The sequence below is a fragment of the Asaia sp. VD9 genome, assembly GCF_037150015.1.
Classification (GTDB): Bacteria; Pseudomonadota; Alphaproteobacteria; order Acetobacterales; family Acetobacteraceae; genus Asaia.
This window is the reverse complement of sequence record NZ_JBBCQM010000001.1, coordinates 197,059-212,608: the sequence shown is the minus strand read 5'-3', so window position 1 is coordinate 212,608 and position 15,550 is coordinate 197,059. Positions and strand designations below refer to the sequence as shown.

Genomic DNA, 15,550 nt, shown 5'->3' with positions numbered 1-15,550 from the left:
CTTCTGTGCGGACTTTCCCTGGTGATGCTTTCGCTCTTTGCCCTGACCTATCTGCGTCTCTGACTTCTCCCGATTCCAAACCGGGCTTCCTGCCAGGGGACAGCTATCTCGAGCGGATATCCTCCAGCATCAGCGCATTGCGACCGCAGCCATTTTCTGGAGTGTCCAGATGGCGGGCTTTCCGGTCACCTCTGCGCGTCGGTCGCGCGCGGACCGGTCAGTTGGAACGCTGATAAAGCGTGTGACAGCGATGGTGTAAGCACAAGCTGAACCCTGGTCCCTCGCTTTCGACTGGTGTCGTATGCTGTATCCGCTGCGCTTCGACATGGCCTTTGTCGGTGTCATACGTCATATGAGCAGATAGGCACGTGGGCGCTTCCTCAAATGCCGCGCTGAGAAGCCAGGGAAAGCGCGTCGAGACAGACTGCGGGATTGCACCCGCGCTCCCTTGAACCGAGGCGTCTTTGCCCGTTCACGCATGTGCTGAAACCTGAGGGCCAGTTTCGCGTCGGCAAAGGCCATCGAGCAAGCTAAAAGGTCGTCGCAGGATCTTAATGGCCATCCCTGCTTTTAACCTTGGTCATCATGACTGATCTCTTCGTGGATTCACCGATCAGAAGAGCATTGTCGGTGCCCACAAGCTGGCCAGCTTGCGCGATGCGCTGGTCAATCATGCCAGAATTGACTGGCTGAGAGCGATCAGCGGCAAGCCGTTACTACTGTCGCGGCGTGTCTCCGAGACCAGCGCCTTGGGGATCACGGTGGTCGTGCTGGTCACGATGCCGCGCTAGAGCTGAGCGCGTGATCGTCGACGTCGTCCTCACGGTGAGCCTACGCCCATCGCCCCTGCTTTCCGTCTGCACTGGGAGGGCAAAGGGTTTCGCGGTGGAGACTGCCGCATTCGGGGTTCGATCTAGGCTGGCATTTCATGGCGTATCACCAGAAACGCGGGTCGCGGCAATGCGGGCAAGCTGATAAAGGGAAAGTGCGACGCTTCCGATCCCGATGGATCCTGTAGCGTGAGCGTATCGACCCATCCGACGTGTCGCGATGAGCGGATCAAAACATGCCGAAGACGGTGTGGGGCGCAGTGGCAGACCCTTCACCCGTACGCGCTTCAGCGCCAAGAGGGACGCCTGCGCTTTGCTGAAGCAATCGCCTCGGGCTGCGCCTTGTAAGAGGGTGCGCATGCCTGATGGGCACCTTGCCGGCAGGCGGAGAGTAATTCCCCCTGCCGGACGGGATCATCCGACCTGCTGGATTGCCGAGAGTACCCAGTTCCCGCGTCCGTCTGCACGGACGAAGGTCCAGAGCTCTGTCACCACCTGTCGCTCTGTACGGCTGCCATCAATGACATTGCCGAGTTGATCGGTCGTCACGTCATAGAGCGAGTACTGCATGGCGACTGTGGCATAGGTCAGGTTGCCCTCGCGCCATGCCTCGGAAAGATCGCCGCGCATGAACTGGACATCCGAGACGATGTTTCGTGCGCCACGGCTGGCATAATCCGCCAGCTGCTCGTTGAAATAGGATACCATTTCAGGCGTTGCCATGCTGGACAAGGCACGCATGTTCTGCGCGCTCCAGGCCGCCTGGATATCCAGCAGCAATTGCTGGAAATTCTGGTAATCAGCATTGCTGAGTGTCACGGTCGGAGCGCCTGCGCCATTCGAGAAAGCAGGGCCGCCCTGAGCCGCGCTGCCCTCGCTGCGTCGATTGCCGAGCCAGCGCAGGACCATCACGATGATGAAACCGATCAGTGCGATCTGGAACAGCAGCCCGATGAAAGACACGAACCCGCCCACGCCACCGAGGAAACCGTGGCCGGACAGCATGCCGAACAGCCCGGCCCCCAACAGACCGCCCACAAAACCCGTCATGAAGGGGCGCCGCTGCGCGAAGCCATAGGGTTGGCCCATCGGACGCTGCATCGGGTTGCTATAGCCCGGTGCGGGGGATGATGGGGCATAACTGCGCTCCATGGGACGCGCCTGATAAGGCGCGGTCTGGGTCATGGGTGGGGGGGAATAGGTGCGGCTTCCCCGGCTTCCCATGGAGCGACCGCCACCGGGGCGCGCGTCGGCCGGGGCGGCCAGAAGCGGGACAAGGGCAAGAAGCAGAAGAGAGGCGCGGAACAGGCGGCGTGACATGAAAACTCCTTACTGGCTTCCGGCAACGCTCATGGCGTCGATCCTCAGCGTCGGGGCATCGACACCATGGCGGAAGACGAGATCATCGGCGGCACGGAGCGCCGCGAACATCTCGATGAGATTACCTGCAATGGTCAACTCGGCGACAGGTTCCGCAAGCTGACCATGACGAATCATGAAACCCGAAGCGCCACGGCTGTAATCGCCGGTCAGGCCATTGATGGAAGAGCCCATCATCTCGGTCACGTAGATGCCTTCGACAATGTCTTCCATCAACGCCGAACGCGAGCCCGTGCCGCCCGTCAGGTAGAAATTCCCGACTGCGGGAGAGGGAGGGCCGCCGACGCCGCGTGAGGCTCGGCCATTATTGACCAGACCGAGCTGACGCGCTGAGCGCCCGTCCAGAATCCAGTCCTGCAGCACGCCGTTTTCGATAAAGGCGAAAGGGCTGGGCAGTACGCCCTCGGCATCGAAAGGCTTGGAGCGCAGGCCGCGGGGGCGGGTAGGGTCATCAATGATGCTGAGCGCTTCGGGAAAAACAAGCTTGCCCTTATGGCCCGAAAGAAAGGATGTGCCGCGTGCGATGGCAGAGCCATTGATCGCCCCAGCCAGATGGCCGAGCAGGCTGGCCGAGACCCGCGTGTCGAAGACCACGGGGAAGGACCCGGTGCGCGGTTTGGTCGGGTTCATACGGGCCAGAGCGCGTTCGGCGGCTTCGCGCCCAAGCAGCGCCGGGCCGTCCAGATCGGTCAGATGGCGCGCGCTATGCCCGGCATAATCGCGCTGCATGCTGGGTCCATCGCCGGCAAGAACACTGATGCCGTTACTATGGCTGGTCTGGGCATAGGCACCATGAAACCCGCTGCTCTCGGCAAGGGTGATCTCGATACGGCCATAGCCGGCAGAGGCGCCATTGCTGTTGGTGATGCCCTTTATACCGAGCGCGGTCTCCTCGGCTTCGCGTGCGCGGGCAAGCAGGGCATCGAGGCCGGGGGCTTCGGTCGGATCGACCATGTCCAGCTTCGCGATGTCATAGACACCCTGCCGATCCGGGTCGACGATGCCCGCATAGGCGTCCTCAGGCACAACCCGCGCCATGGCGACGGCCTGCTCGGCCAGGGCCGCGAAACGGCTGGGATCGAGTGCGGTCGCCGAGACATTGGCGGCGCGCTTGCCCACGAAGACACGCAGGCCAAGCGCGAGCGTCTCGGAATGCTCCAGCCCCTCGGGCACGCCCTGGCGGCACATGGCCGAGATCGAGCGCGACGCGACCAGAAGCGCGTCGGCCCGGTCGGCCCCGGCGCGTTTTGCGGCGTCGATCAGGCTGAAAAGGCGCTCCTGGTCCATGCTCATGCGACAAGCCTCTGGCTGATGGCCTCAAAAGACGGGATGGAGCCGACAGGCCCGATCGTGGCAAGCGTGGGACGAGCGCGGAATAGGCGCTCGGCAGCGCCGATCATCGCGGCCTCATCTACCGCCTCGATTTTCGCGACGGTCTCGCTGGTGTCGATGATGCGCCCGAAAAGCTGCATCTGCCGGGCGATCTGCTCACAGCGGCTGCCAGTGCTCTCGAGCGACATGAGCAGCGAGGATTTTACCTGAGCGCGGGCGCGGGCAATTTCCTCGCCGCTGATCCCGTCACCGATACGCTTGAGCTCGTCGAGCAGAACGGGAACCAGTTCGGCGGCTTCCTGCTCGCCTGTCCCCGCATAGATGCCGAACAGCCCGCTATCGAGGAAAGGCAGGGCGAAGGAATAGACGGAATAGACGAGCCCGCGCTTTTCACGAATCTCCTGGAAGAGACGCGATGACATGCCGCCGCCCAGAACGGTCGAGAGCAGCATGGTGGCGTGATAGGCAGGGTCGTTATAGCTGACCGAGGGAAAGCCCAGAACCAGATGGGCCTGATCGAGATCGCGGGATTCGCGGTGTTCTCCCCCGAGATAGCGACAGCCTTCGCGTGCAGGGGGCTGATGATCGGGAAGATCCCGAAAATGCTCCTGCACCAGATCGAGTACGGCCTCATGATGCAGATTTCCGGCGGCAGCAATCACCATGTTGCGTGTCGTGTAGTGCGTCTGCATGTAGCGCATCATCGATTCACGCTTCATCGAGGCGATGAGGGGCTCGGTGCCCAGGGTCGGACGTCCCATGGGCTGATCGCGAAACGCGGTTTCCTGGAAATGGTCGAAGATGATGTCGTCAGGCGTGTCATTGGCCTGGCCGATTTCCTGCAGGATCACGCCGCGCTCGCGCTCGACCTCCTGCTCGAGGAACGTGCTGTGTGTGAGGATATCGCCGATGATGTCGATACCGAGCGGCAGATCCTCTTTCAGCAGCTTGACGTAATAGGCTGTCTGCTCGCGCGCCGTATAGGCGTTGATATGCCCGCCCACATTCTCGATCTCCTCCGCAATGCGCGCAGCGCTGCGGCGCTGCGTGCCCTTGAAGGCCATGTGCTCGAGAAAATGGGAGACACCGTTCTCCTCGGCGCTTTCATTGCGCGTGCCGGTGGCGACATAGGCCCCAAAGGAAACGGTTTCGACGCGCTCCATCCTCTCGGTGACAACAGTAAGGCCATTGGGGAGGGTGGTGGCGGTAATCGGATCGGTCATCGAGTGGTGATGGTCCTGAAAACGGAGAAACGAGGATTTGTCAGAGATGGCGTCACGAGGGGCAAAATCCTAGCCCCCCTGTGTGCTGGGCCGATTTCAGCCGTGCTGATGCGCGCCTTTGAGATGACGGCGGACGGCATCCTCGATGATCGTGAGTTCGTTGGGCAGCGTCTCGTAACGCTCCTCACGCTCGAAAAGATCAGCGAGATGCGGGGGCAAAGCGGGGTCGATCCCGGTCGCCTTGCGCACGGCATCGGGGAATTTGGCCGGGTGCGCGGTGGCCGCGACGATCATGGGAATGCCCGGTTCCTGTTCCTGTCGTCCGGCGGCCAGCCCGATCGCGCTATGGGGGTCCGCCAGATAGAGTGACTTGTCCCAAAGTGCCTTCATTTCGGCCAGGGTCGCCTCGTCATCCAGCATGAGCGCGCCAAAGCGTGATCTGGCCTGTGTCCATCTGTCAGGATCAACGCTCATGCGCCCTGTCTGGCGGAAGCCAAGCATGGTGTCGCGACAGGCTTGCGGGTCACGATCGAGCAACTCGAACAACAGCCGCTCGAAATTGGAGGACACTTGGATATCCATTGACGGCGACAGGCTGGGCTCGACAGCACGCATGCTCATGTCGTTGCTGGTCAGGAAGCGTGTGAGGATGTCATTGCGGTTCGAGCCAATGCACAGACGTCGGACCGGCAGGCCCATCTTGCTGGCCGCCCAGGCTGCCAGAACATTGCCGAAATTGCCGGTCGGCACAGCGAAGGAAATCTCGCGATCCGGGGCGCCCATCATCAACGCCGCCCGCACATAATACGGGATCTGGGCCGCGATACGGGCCCAGTTGATCGAGTTGACCGCCGAGAGATTGATTTCGTTGCGGAAACCCGTATCGGCAAACATCGCCTTGACCAGATCCTGGCAGTCATCGAACGTGCCCTCGACGGCGATATTGAGGATGTTATCCTCCTTCACCGTGGTCATCTGGCGACGCTGCACATCCGAGGTGCGTCCCATGGGGTGCAGGATCGCCACGGACAGATGCGGACTGCCCCGGAAGGCCTCGATGGCGGCGGAACCCGTATCGCCCGAGGTCGCTCCCACAATCGTCACGCGCTGGTTGCGCTCGGTCAGCACATGCTCGAAGAGCTGGCCGAGCAGCTGCATGGCCATGTCCTTGAAGGCCAGGGTGGGACCATGGAAAAGCTCCATCGAGAAGAGCCCGTTCTCGACCTCCATCAGCGGGGCGATGGCGGCGTGCGAAAATCCGGCATAGGCTTTGGCGCACAGTTTTTGCAGCGTTGGCAGGTCGATACTGCCTGCCGCAAATACCGACAGGATCTTTGCGGCCAGATCCGGGTAGGAGAGGGTCCGCATTTCTCGCCACTCATCGGCCGTGAATTGCGGCCAGCTCTCTGGCATGTACAGCCCACCATCCTCCGCCAGACCGGCGAGCAGAATGTCTGAAAAGGAGCGCGGGCGGGCATCGCCGCGTGTGGAACGGTACTGCATGATGGCCTTCAGGGTTGAGCGTCACGAGAAAGAGTGAACAGGAGCTGTAAAGACATGGCCCGTCTTTCAGGGAAGAGCAATGCGCAACAACACATGACCTGCCGGGACATAGATCAGTCCAGCGTGAGTGGTCTTGTCGGACGATGAGCCGGAAGGTCCGTCGCCAACCCAGCCGGGGGTTCCGGCATGGACCAGTTGCGGGGCGACCAGAAGGACATGGGGGTGACGGCCGGTATCGAAACTGAGGAGACGCCCTTCGCTGATATCCGTCAGATAGAGCGTCGATTTGTCATCGATCGTCATGCCATTGATAGTGGGGGTGCCACGCCATTCGGTTACGCCCTCCATCAGTTCGGAGGGCGTCGTCGAGGGGTCTGTCAGCAAGGAAGTGGAAAGTCGATAGATGGGTCCCGTGGGCGCCTGCTCATAGAGCCAAAGGCCATTATTCTCCAAAGCCAGCCATGAGAGATCACGGGTGAGGGGGAGTCCGTCCGCGCCCTTGACCGTTTGCCGGTTGACCACCAGAGGCCTATGCCCCCGCGAGGTCGGGTAGCCCGAAAAAAATCGCGTCGCCTGGCGGCTACGCATATCGATCACGGTAAGGCACGCCCCGCCCTCATCCGCCAGATAGGCCATCTCTCCATGGACGGCGAGGGCGGTGAAACGGCTGGCTGGTGTCACGCCTTCCGGTGGAAGGGGAAACTCGGCAAGTATCGTACCGCGCACCGGGTCGAGCCGCATGAGACGCGGGGGCGCTCCGGTCCCACTTCCGTCGATAAGCCATAACCCGCCTTTCTCGTCGTGAGCGAGGGCGGAGGGAGCAAATCTGTCTGCGCCACGGCTCCCTGAAGGCGCTGTTGCCCAGTCGGGTATGAATGCCGCCGCTGCGGCTGCACCGGGGGAAAGGCGCGCAAGAAACGAACCGCTCTCTGCAGGGTCTGGTTCGCGCAGCACAATCACGCTGCCATCGGCGAAAGGCAGAGCCTGGCGCCAGTTCGCGTTGCCTGGAAGCGCTGTGACCTGCGCTATCCGGGCAGGGTGTGTATCAGCCAGCCAGGGGCGCTCGTGAGAGGCCCGCGCCGTGGTGCTGAGCAGAAGCAACGCGCTGAAACCAAGGCCGGACCGCATCAGTGCAGTCGCTGCGCTGGTGCGGGGTGAATCCCACGCGCCTTCAGGGCGTCGGTTCTGTCTCGACAGATGCTGCGCAGGGTCGTCCGACCTGACATGCGCTGGGCCAGCGAGGCGGGGGCAGCGAAAGGCTTTGGGCAAGGCGGAGAGAAAAGCGACCATGCCTCCTTGTAAGCCCATTCAAATCCCGTGCAAGATTGCGCAGTAACTCTATCAGTGTTTTCGGTGGGCCCCTTCCTGCAGCGGTACAGCGCCCTGAGAGTATTCCCCGGTGCCAGGAATCCCATGGCATGTCAGCACCGGGCATCATGAAATGGAAAGGCGAGCTGCCCTATGCTTGCACTTCTCACCAGATCGGCCCTTTCGGGCGTGTTGATTGCCCTGACCGCAACAGTGGCGCGGCGCTATCCGGGTTTCGGTGCCCTGATCGCCTCGCTTCCACTTATTTCCGTCCTGGGCATGATCCTGCTCTGGCATGACAGGCCCGACACGGAGAACATGGCCGCTCACGCAAGTGCCACCTTCTGGTACGTGCTGCCATCCTTGCCCATGTTCCTGCTGATCCCGGCACTGTTGCGCCAGGGCGTGGGATTCTGGCTATCTCTGGGTGCAGGATGTCTGCTGACCATTGCGCTCTATACCGTGATCACACTCATCGGCCCCCGATTTGGCCTTACGCTCTAGATCTTGCGCGATCTGCCGTTTTAGGTACGGAATTTCTCGAATGGGTCGCGGTGCAGGGGTCATCAGAGTGCAGCGCTGTGCGCCTTTGTCATGATCCCGCATTCTTGTAACCCGCGACGGCAGGGCTCATGATTAAACGCATGAATGCCTATCGCTCGCGCCTCGATACTGCCCTCGCCAGTCTTGCCGGGGGAGATTCCATCAAGGCTGAGGCTTTGTTTCGCGCCATCCTTGCCGAAGCACCCGATTGCGCAGAGGCTTGGCATGGGCTCGCCTGCGTGGCCCGCCATACGGGTCAGCCCCGCCTCGCCATTGCTTCGGTGGCTCATGCACTGACCCTGACCCAGGATAACGTCGAGCGCGCCCGGTTCCACCTCACCCTTGCTGCGTCGCTGGATGAAGCGGGGCATTTGCGCGAGGCCGTGTCCGCCTGTCGCGTGGCGACCCTTTTGGAACCGAGGGATTTCAGGGCGCATGCGCTGATATCCGAGCTCCTGTATCGCAGTGAACAGAACGAGGCGGCGGCTTCTGCCTTTTCGATGGCCCTGTCACTGGCTGCTGATCCCGTACCTCTCCTGACGCGTCACGGCGCTTTTTTGATGGAGCAGCGCCGTTTCGCCGCCGCCATGGCGTGTTTCAGGCGTCTCGTTGCGTTATGTCCGCAGGAGGCGGCAGCCCATGCCAATCTGGGGGCGGCCTGCTTCGAAAACGGAGCGATGGAGGAGGCGCTTGCTGCCCTGCGTAAAGCCGTAGCCCTCGCGCCGCCCAGCGCCCAGACCTTAAACAATCTCGGGCTGGTTTATCAGGCCCTTGGTTACAGAATACCCGCCGAAGAGGCATTTGATGCCGCACTGGCCCTTTTCCCCGATGATTGGGTTCTGGCGTGCAACCGCGCAACGCTGCTGGCCGAGACCGATCGGGAAGAAGAGGCTGAGACCTTCTTTCGTGACATGATCGCGGATGGAGGCGCTTGGTCCGCGCAGGCGCGCTTCAATCTCGGGATAATTCAGCTCGGGAGGGGGGAATTCGCACAGGGGTGGTCGAATTTCGAGTCACGCCAGAGCCTGATCGAGAGCACGGTTCTGCCGCCCTGGGACGGGGAGCGAACCGAAGGGCGCGTCCTTATCGAAGGGGAGCAGGGGCTCGGAGATTGCCTGCAGTTCCTGCGCTTCGTGCCTGATGCGGCGCTGCGCGCCCCACTCCTACTGAGATTGCCGGATGTGCTTGACCCGCTGCTCGCCTTCATGCCGGAATTGCAGCCTTTGCTGCGCTCGGGACGTGTCGTGCTCTCGGGTGAGGCCACCAGGCGCTGCTCCCTGCTCAGCCTGCCGGCACGGCTCGGTGTCACGACGGTCGATGCCAGCCCCTATCTCGATTTCGGCCTTTCCCCTGAGAAAGGGCGGATCGGAATTTTCAACGCGGGGAACCCGACCTATCGCTTCGATGCGAGACGGTCCCTGCCTCGTGCGTCCTTTGCGCCTATCCTGGCGGTGCAAGGCGTGACCTTCGTCAATCTGCAACAGGAGCAAGATGCCGCGCTACTGGAGCCCGGGGTGGAGCAGGGCATCGGGCACACCTTGGTTGACACCGCACGCGCGCTTGCGCGGTGCGAAATGGTGATTGGGGTTGATACCATGATGGCCCATCTTACGGGTGCAATGGGCCGACCGCTATGGCTACTCGACCGTGAGGGCGGAGACTGGCGCTGGAAGGGGCCGGACTGGTACACGGGACTGCGCATCTTCCGGCCCGAGGGCGGCCTGCCCCCCGATGAGGCCTGGCCTCCCGTCATCGAGAGAGTGGCGCAGGCCCTGCGGGAGAGATCAGGCAGCTACGACGGGGTCTGAGGCAGCGCTTGTCGCGTCGTTGCTCAGCGTATCGAGCAAAGCCTTGCGTATATCGGCCATGCGGGTTTCGGAGGTGATTTTCGTCCCGGCTCCGTCGCGCACATAGAAGACGTCTACCGCACGCATTCCATAGGTCGTGATATGCGCCGACGAGATCTGAAGCGACTGCTCGCTGATCGTGCGGGTGATGTCATAAAGCAGGCCGGGCCGGTCTCGACCATTGATCTCGATGATCGTGTGGCGCTCCGAGGCACGGTTATCGATCACCACGCGCGGAGGCACATGGATCGCGCGCATGCGCCGCGCAGAGCGTTGATCGGCCAGACGCTCGAGCTCGGAGCCAATCGCGAGGCGGCTCGACAGGGCCTGTTCGATCAACGCGTTCAACCGGGCGAGTTGCAGGGGTGTCTCGAAGGCGCGGCCATTCTGGTCCTGCACCCAGAATGTATCGAGCGCCATGCCATCACTGAGCGTGTGGATGCGTGCATCGACGATGGATGCTCCGGCCACAGCGAGCCCGCCAGCAATCTGCGAGAAGAGGCCGGCATGATCAGCGCTGAAGATGGTGATCTCGGTTACGTCACGTTGGGGAATGGGCGTGGCTTCGATAGTCAGCGGCGCGGAGTGAATTTCGGAATCCAGGACGAGACGGGCATGGCGGATATGGGTGTCCGCATCAAAGCCCAGCCAATAGCCTGCATAGCCGAGTGTCAGGAAGTGATCGACCTGCTCGGGCGCGAGTTTCTGCTGCATCAGCCCGTCGCGCACCAGTTCCTTGGCGTGGCTGACGCGCTCGTCACGTTCAGTCGCTGCCAGCCCCCCCTCAAGCACTTCCGCCACACGCATATAGAGTTCGCGCAGAAGGGTGGCTTTCCAGGCATTCCAGACATTCGGGCTCACGGCCCGCATATCGGCAATGGTCAGAAGCAGAAGCAGGCGCAGGCGCTCTGGCGACTGGATGATATCCGCCAGATCCAGGATGGTCCTGGGGTCATCGATATCACGCCGAAAGGCGGTCTGGCTGAGGAGCAGATGATGCAGGATGAGCCAGGAAACGGTTTCTGTTTCCTCAGCGTCCAGACCGAGCTGCGGGCACACCTGCTGGGCGACCTCCGCTCCGAGGACGGAGTGATCGCCACCGCGTCCTTTGGCGATATCGTGCAGCAGCGTCGCCACATACATAGCGCGACGTGATTGCATGTCACGGGCCAGGTCGTAAACCAGCGGAATCTCGTCCGCCATGGCACCCGCCTCGATCCAGCCGAGCATTCGGACGGCCTCGATATTATGCTCGTCCACTGTGTAGATATGATAGGTGTCGAACTGCATCTGCCCTACGATACGAGACCAGTCCGGCAGCAAGGCGCCGAGAAATCCCGTATCATTCAGGATCGTGAGCCAGTCCGCACCGCTCGGGCGGGCGTGTTCGCGATTCATTTCCGTCGGCTGCATCAGCAGCGAGAGAAAGACCCGCATCGTATAGGGGTCATCGCGCAGCGAGGCGATGCGGCGCTCGTTGCGGATCAGTTGCTGAATGGCCGTTGGATGCAGGGCCAGCCTGTCATGGCGCGCGGCATCGAGCATGGTGACCATCAATTGCGGCGTGGCGTCGAAGGAGGTCGTGTCGGCCGGGGCAAGCTGGTCATTGATCAGGCGGAAATGTCGGGCCTGATCGGGTGAGAGGAAGGCGCTGATGAAAGGCGCTTCGCGTAACGGACCTTGAAGGCGCTGCATGATGCTCGGCTCAAGGATCCGGCTCAGGCGCATGACCTCACGGGTTGTGAGGAAATAATGGCGCATGAAGCGCTCGACGCCCTGTTGTCGTCCGTGCCCCGCATAACCCATGCGTCCACCGATGACTGGCTGGACATCAAAGGCCAGACGTTCATCGGCGCGACCGGCGATGTAGTGCAGGTGGAGCCGAATGGTCCAGAGAAAGTTCCAGGCACGTCGTGCGCGATTGGCCTCCTGGTCGGTGAGAAGACCAAGCGTGGTGAAGGCCGGTTCGCCCGGGGCAAGACGTGTCGTCGGCTCGATCCCGTCCCGATCATGCAGCACATGCGTCATCCAGTTCAGGGTCTGCAGATCACGCAGTCCACCTCGGCCCTCCTTGATGTTGGGCTCCACCATGTAGGGATTATCGCCAAAGCGTTTATGGCGTTTCTCGCGTTCGTCGATCTTCTCGTGGACGAAAGAGAGCGCCGTCTCTCCCGTCTTGCCCAGGCGCGTCAGAAACACGCCAAAAAGGGCTTCCGTCCCCACAATACGCCGGGCATCCAGCAGGGTCGTGCGTATGGTGAGATCCTCGGCTGCGGCTTCGAGGCATCCGTCAATGGAGCGGGTGGCGTGGCCCACGCGCACGCCCAGATCCCACAGAAAATAGAGCATGTACTCGACCTGCGCGGTCGTCTCGGGCGCCGCAGTCGTGTTCGTCAGGAACAGAAGGTCGATATCGCTATAGGGCGCCAGTAATCCCGCGCCATACCCCCCGGTCGCGCAGAGGCTGAGGCCATCGCTGGAGGCGCCCGTCGCTGCGCGCGCCAATTCGTACAGGCTGGATATGGCGCCATCCATCAGCTGCGCCAGAGTTGTGGCGGCAGCGATGCCCTTGAGCTGACGCCCTTCGAACAGGCGACGTATCTCACCATGATGCCGGCCGATATGACGGCGGAAAATGCTGACGGCGTCCTCGCGCGAAACGGAGCCATCCGGCTGCCGCACACGGTCAAGCGCGGCGGCGAGGGCGGCTCGCATGTCGGTTTCTTTGAGGGAGATCGGTTCGCGCATTAAGATCCGTCGGTTTGGGGGCGTTGCAAAAGACCTGAAGTTTCTATCTTCAGGTCAAATCGTTCTTTGTTTCAAGCGCAAGTTTACGCAGGGCATAGAGCGTCTCGAGCGCAGCCTTGGGAGAGAGCGCGTCAGGATCGATCGCTTCGAGCGCATCGCGCAGCCTGTCGACGGGAGCAGGCGCGGGTTCGGAAGCGTCAAAAAGGGGTAATTGCGGTCCGCCCCGGCTCTGATCCCGCTCGAGTGCGGCGAGCAATCGTGTCGCGCGCTGCACCACAGGCATGGGAACGCCGGCAAGTTGAGCGACATGCACGCCCCAGCTCTTGCGCGCAGCACCCCGGCGCACCTCGTGCTGGAAAATAACGTCGCCCTTCCATTCCTTTACCGCCATCGTGAACGGTGTCAGGCGTGGCATCGAGTCCGAAAGCCCGCAAAGCTCATGGAAATGTGTTGCGAAGATCGTGCGTGAACCGAGTTGGGAGTGAAGGGCTTCCAGCGTGGCCCAGGCGATGGCGAGTCCATCGAGCGTCGAGGTGCCACGACCGATCTCATCCACGACGACCAGAGAACGCGGCCCTGCCTGACGGAGGATCGCGGCGGTTTCGGTCATCTCCACCATGAAGGTAGAACGCCCACGCGCCAGATCATCCGCGGCGCCCACGCGGGAGAACAGGCGATCGACGATCCCGATGCGCGCCTTCGCTGCCGGGACGGGCAGACCGGCCTGAGCCAGAATGACGGCGAGGGCTGTCTGCCTGAGGAATGTCGATTTGCCCGCCATGTTCGGCCCGGTCAGCAGCATCACGCGCTGTTCGGGCGGCAGGTGGCAATCATTGGGAATGAAACGTGTGGCCTTGCCCAGAGCGGCCTCGACGACAGGGTGGCGACACGCCTTAAGCTCGAAAGCCTGATCCTGCGTCATCTCGGGGCTGCACCAGGTGCCCCCCTGAGCCAGTCGGGCGGCGCTGGCGAGCACATCGGCCAGAGCGAAGAGCTCGGCCAGTTCCGGCAAGGCAGGATGACTGATCGTTTCGGCCACCAGTCGCGCAAAGATCTGCCGCTCGGTCGCGCTCGCGCGGTCTGCGGCCTCCAGAATGGCGCGGTCAAGCTCGAGGAGTTCGTCTGTCGTGAACCGCACGAGATTGGCGGTGCCCTGACGAAAGGAAAGTTCGGGTCGCTCGCGGAGCTTCGCAGCATGAAGCGCCGAGGTCTCGATGATATAGCCAAGTTGCGCGTGGTGGCGGATCTTGAGCGTGGCCACATTGAACTGCTCTGCATAGCGCTGTTGCAGTGCGGCGAGGGTGCGCTTGCTATCATCGCGCAACCCGCGATACCGATCGAGATCGGCGTCATAGCCGGTGGCGATGGCGCCCCCATCCTCGATACGTGCCGGAAGGGTCTCGGCAAGGGCTTTCTCGAGGGTTTCCAACAGGGAGTCAGCCCGTCCGTAAAGACCGGCAAAGAGCTGCCTGACTATCGGTGGCGTCGTCGCGTTGCAGAGCGGCTCAAGCACGCTGCATAGTGCATCCGCTGCCCGGAGTGTGTCGCGCGTCGCGGCAAGGTCGCGCGGCAGGCCACGCCCCGTCGACAGGCGTCCGAGAGCCCGTGCGAGATCAGGCGCGCGCCGAAGGATCGGGGTGAGGGTGTCGATCAGTCCGGATTGTGCAATCAGCCATTGCCAGCCCTGCTGTCTGGACTGGATCAGGCCGAGATCGGTGGACGGAGCCGCAATCCACTGTGCGAGCGCTCTCTGCCCTGCCGCGCTGGCGCAGCGATCAACGGCCGCGAAAAGCGTGTGGGTGGTCGTGCCATCCCGCGCCGAAACGAGGTCCAGGCTGGCCCGCGTGGCGGGATCGAGCCCGAGTGTCTCGCTCTCACCCCGTCGCAGGGGGCGGGCGATACGCGGCATGGCGCCTGCCTGGCTGCGCCGCACGTAGTCGAGCGCAAGCGCCGCAGCACGGATTTCTCCATCGGTGAAATCGCCGAGGATCGCGATCTGGGCGACGCCGAACTCCTGCGCCATGCGCGAGCGGGCGGGCTCCAGGGCAGGCAGCACCACATTGGGTGCGACCCGGACCGAGAACGGGTCCGGTACATGGGCAGGGTCCGCCAGGATCTCGGAGGGGTCGAGACGCGCCAGCAATTCCTCAATCTGGTCATGAGACAGAGCCGCCGTCTCAAACGAGCCAGTGGAGATATCAATCCATGCCGCGCCGCATTCGCTGGCCGCGCGGGTTTTGCGGGCCGGTGTGATGAGCGCGAGAAGCAGGTTTTGCCGACCGGCTTCGAGCAATTCTTCCTCGGTCAGGGTACCTGCCGTGACGAGCCTTACGATCGCACGGGATAGCGGCCCCTTCTGGGCGGGCTCCCCTGGCTTGCGTGCCTGCTCGGTCTGCTCTGCCACAGCCACCCGGAAACCACGGCGAATCAGCCGCGCGAGATAGGCCGGGGCTGCCGCGACCGGCACACCGCACATCGGAATAGGCTCTTCGTTGTGCTTCCCACGTGTCGTGAGGCTGATATCGAGCGCCATCGCGGCCGTTTCCGCATCGGCGAAAAAGAGCTCGTAGAAATCTCCCATGCGGAAAAAAAGCAGCGCATCGGGTTCCTGGGCCTTGAGCGCAAACCACTGGGCCATGGCGGGGGTAGCGCCCTCGGATGAGGGGATTGTCCCCGTGATCGACGGGCTGGTCATGAGGAAATTACTCGACGCATGAGCCGAGCTTTACCGGTCAAAACCTGTCCTGTGAACAGTAAGTTAAGCGTCCCTGGGCAATGGGTCCCGGGGGATGATAATTTCGCAACGCTTGTCGGTGGGGTCAGAAAACCTTGCCCC

General features: G+C 62.4%; 9 protein-coding genes. 2 read left to right on the top strand and 7 right to left on the bottom strand.

Features of this window, described 5'->3' with window-relative positions; genetic code table 11:
- Positions 1 to 1,244 precede the first annotated feature (1,244 nt).
- The 5 genes from WFJ47_RS00960 to WFJ47_RS00940 form a co-directional block, all read right to left on the bottom strand.
- A complete protein-coding gene (locus WFJ47_RS00960; RefSeq protein WP_336760260.1) occupies positions 1,245 to 2,150 on the bottom strand; it encodes a TIM44-like domain-containing protein in 906 nt (301 codons plus the stop codon).
- A gap of 9 nt (positions 2,151 to 2,159) precedes the next feature.
- The gene (locus WFJ47_RS00955) at positions 2,160 to 3,503 is read right to left on the bottom strand and encodes a TldD/PmbA family protein (protein ID WP_336760259.1); all 1,344 of its coding nucleotides are present in this window, start codon (positions 3,501 to 3,503) and stop codon (positions 2,160 to 2,162) included.
- Positions 3,500 to 4,765, bottom strand: coding sequence for a pitrilysin family protein (locus tag WFJ47_RS00950; protein WP_336760258.1), 1,266 nt, complete (start codon positions 4,763 to 4,765; stop codon positions 3,500 to 3,502). Before WFJ47_RS00950 ends, WFJ47_RS00955 begins: the two co-directional genes overlap by 4 nt.
- A gap of 96 nt (positions 4,766 to 4,861) precedes the next feature.
- Positions 4,862 to 6,268 (bottom strand): threonine synthase, encoded by a 1,407-nt coding sequence (thrC, locus tag WFJ47_RS00945; RefSeq protein ID WP_336760257.1) that lies wholly within the window; start codon positions 6,266 to 6,268, stop codon positions 4,862 to 4,864.
- Between the two features lie 66 nt (positions 6,269 to 6,334).
- Positions 6,335 to 7,558, bottom strand: a complete 1,224-nt coding sequence (locus tag WFJ47_RS00940) for an L-dopachrome tautomerase-related protein (RefSeq protein WP_336760256.1) — start codon at positions 7,556 to 7,558, stop codon at positions 6,335 to 6,337.
- 171 nt (positions 7,559 to 7,729) lie between these two features.
- Between WFJ47_RS00940 and WFJ47_RS00935 the strand changes: the two genes are divergently transcribed.
- A complete protein-coding gene (locus tag WFJ47_RS00935) occupies positions 7,730 to 8,080 on the top strand; it encodes a DUF3147 family protein (RefSeq protein WP_336760254.1) in 351 nt (116 codons plus the stop codon).
- A gap of 128 nt (positions 8,081 to 8,208) precedes the next feature.
- Complete coding sequence (locus WFJ47_RS00930; protein WP_336760253.1) at positions 8,209 to 9,927, top strand: tetratricopeptide repeat-containing glycosyltransferase family protein; 1,719 nt, start codon at positions 8,209 to 8,211, stop codon at positions 9,925 to 9,927.
- Here WFJ47_RS00930 and WFJ47_RS00925 read toward each other — a convergent pair.
- Both WFJ47_RS00925 and mutS read right to left on the bottom strand, forming a co-directional pair.
- Positions 9,904 to 12,714, bottom strand: a complete 2,811-nt coding sequence (locus tag WFJ47_RS00925; RefSeq protein ID WP_408868598.1) for a [protein-PII] uridylyltransferase — start codon at positions 12,712 to 12,714, stop codon at positions 9,904 to 9,906. The two genes, WFJ47_RS00930 and WFJ47_RS00925, sit on opposite strands and share 24 nt — an antisense overlap.
- A gap of 49 nt (positions 12,715 to 12,763) precedes the next feature.
- Positions 12,764 to 15,409, bottom strand: coding sequence for a DNA mismatch repair protein MutS (mutS, locus tag WFJ47_RS00920; protein WP_336760250.1), 2,646 nt, complete (start codon positions 15,407 to 15,409; stop codon positions 12,764 to 12,766).
- Positions 15,410 to 15,550 lie beyond the last annotated feature (141 nt).

What these genes read in the sequence shown, in the direction of transcription:
- WFJ47_RS00960 (WP_336760260.1), bottom strand. Translation starts at nt 2,150, where the DNA reads ATGTCACGCCGCCTGTTCCGCGCCTCTCTTCTGCTTCTTGCCCTTGTC.
- WFJ47_RS00955 (WP_336760259.1), bottom strand. Translation starts at nt 3,503, where the DNA reads ATGAGCATGGACCAGGAGCGCCTTTTCAGCCTGATCGACGCCGCAAAA.
- WFJ47_RS00950 (WP_336760258.1), bottom strand. Translation starts at nt 4,765, where the DNA reads ATGACCGATCCGATTACCGCCACCACCCTCCCCAATGGCCTTACTGTT.
- thrC (WP_336760257.1), bottom strand. Translation starts at nt 6,268, where the DNA reads ATGCAGTACCGTTCCACACGCGGCGATGCCCGCCCGCGCTCCTTTTCA.
- WFJ47_RS00940 (WP_336760256.1), bottom strand. Translation starts at nt 7,558, where the DNA reads ATGGTCGCTTTTCTCTCCGCCTTGCCCAAAGCCTTTCGCTGCCCCCGC.
- WFJ47_RS00935 (WP_336760254.1), top strand. Translation starts at nt 7,730, where the DNA reads ATGCTTGCACTTCTCACCAGATCGGCCCTTTCGGGCGTGTTGATTGCC.
- WFJ47_RS00930 (WP_336760253.1), top strand. Translation starts at nt 8,209, where the DNA reads ATGATTAAACGCATGAATGCCTATCGCTCGCGCCTCGATACTGCCCTC.
- WFJ47_RS00925 (WP_408868598.1), bottom strand. Translation starts at nt 12,714, where the DNA reads ATGCGCGAACCGATCTCCCTCAAAGAAACCGACATGCGAGCCGCCCTC.
- mutS (WP_336760250.1), bottom strand. Translation starts at nt 15,409, where the DNA reads ATGACCAGCCCGTCGATCACGGGGACAATCCCCTCATCCGAGGGCGCT.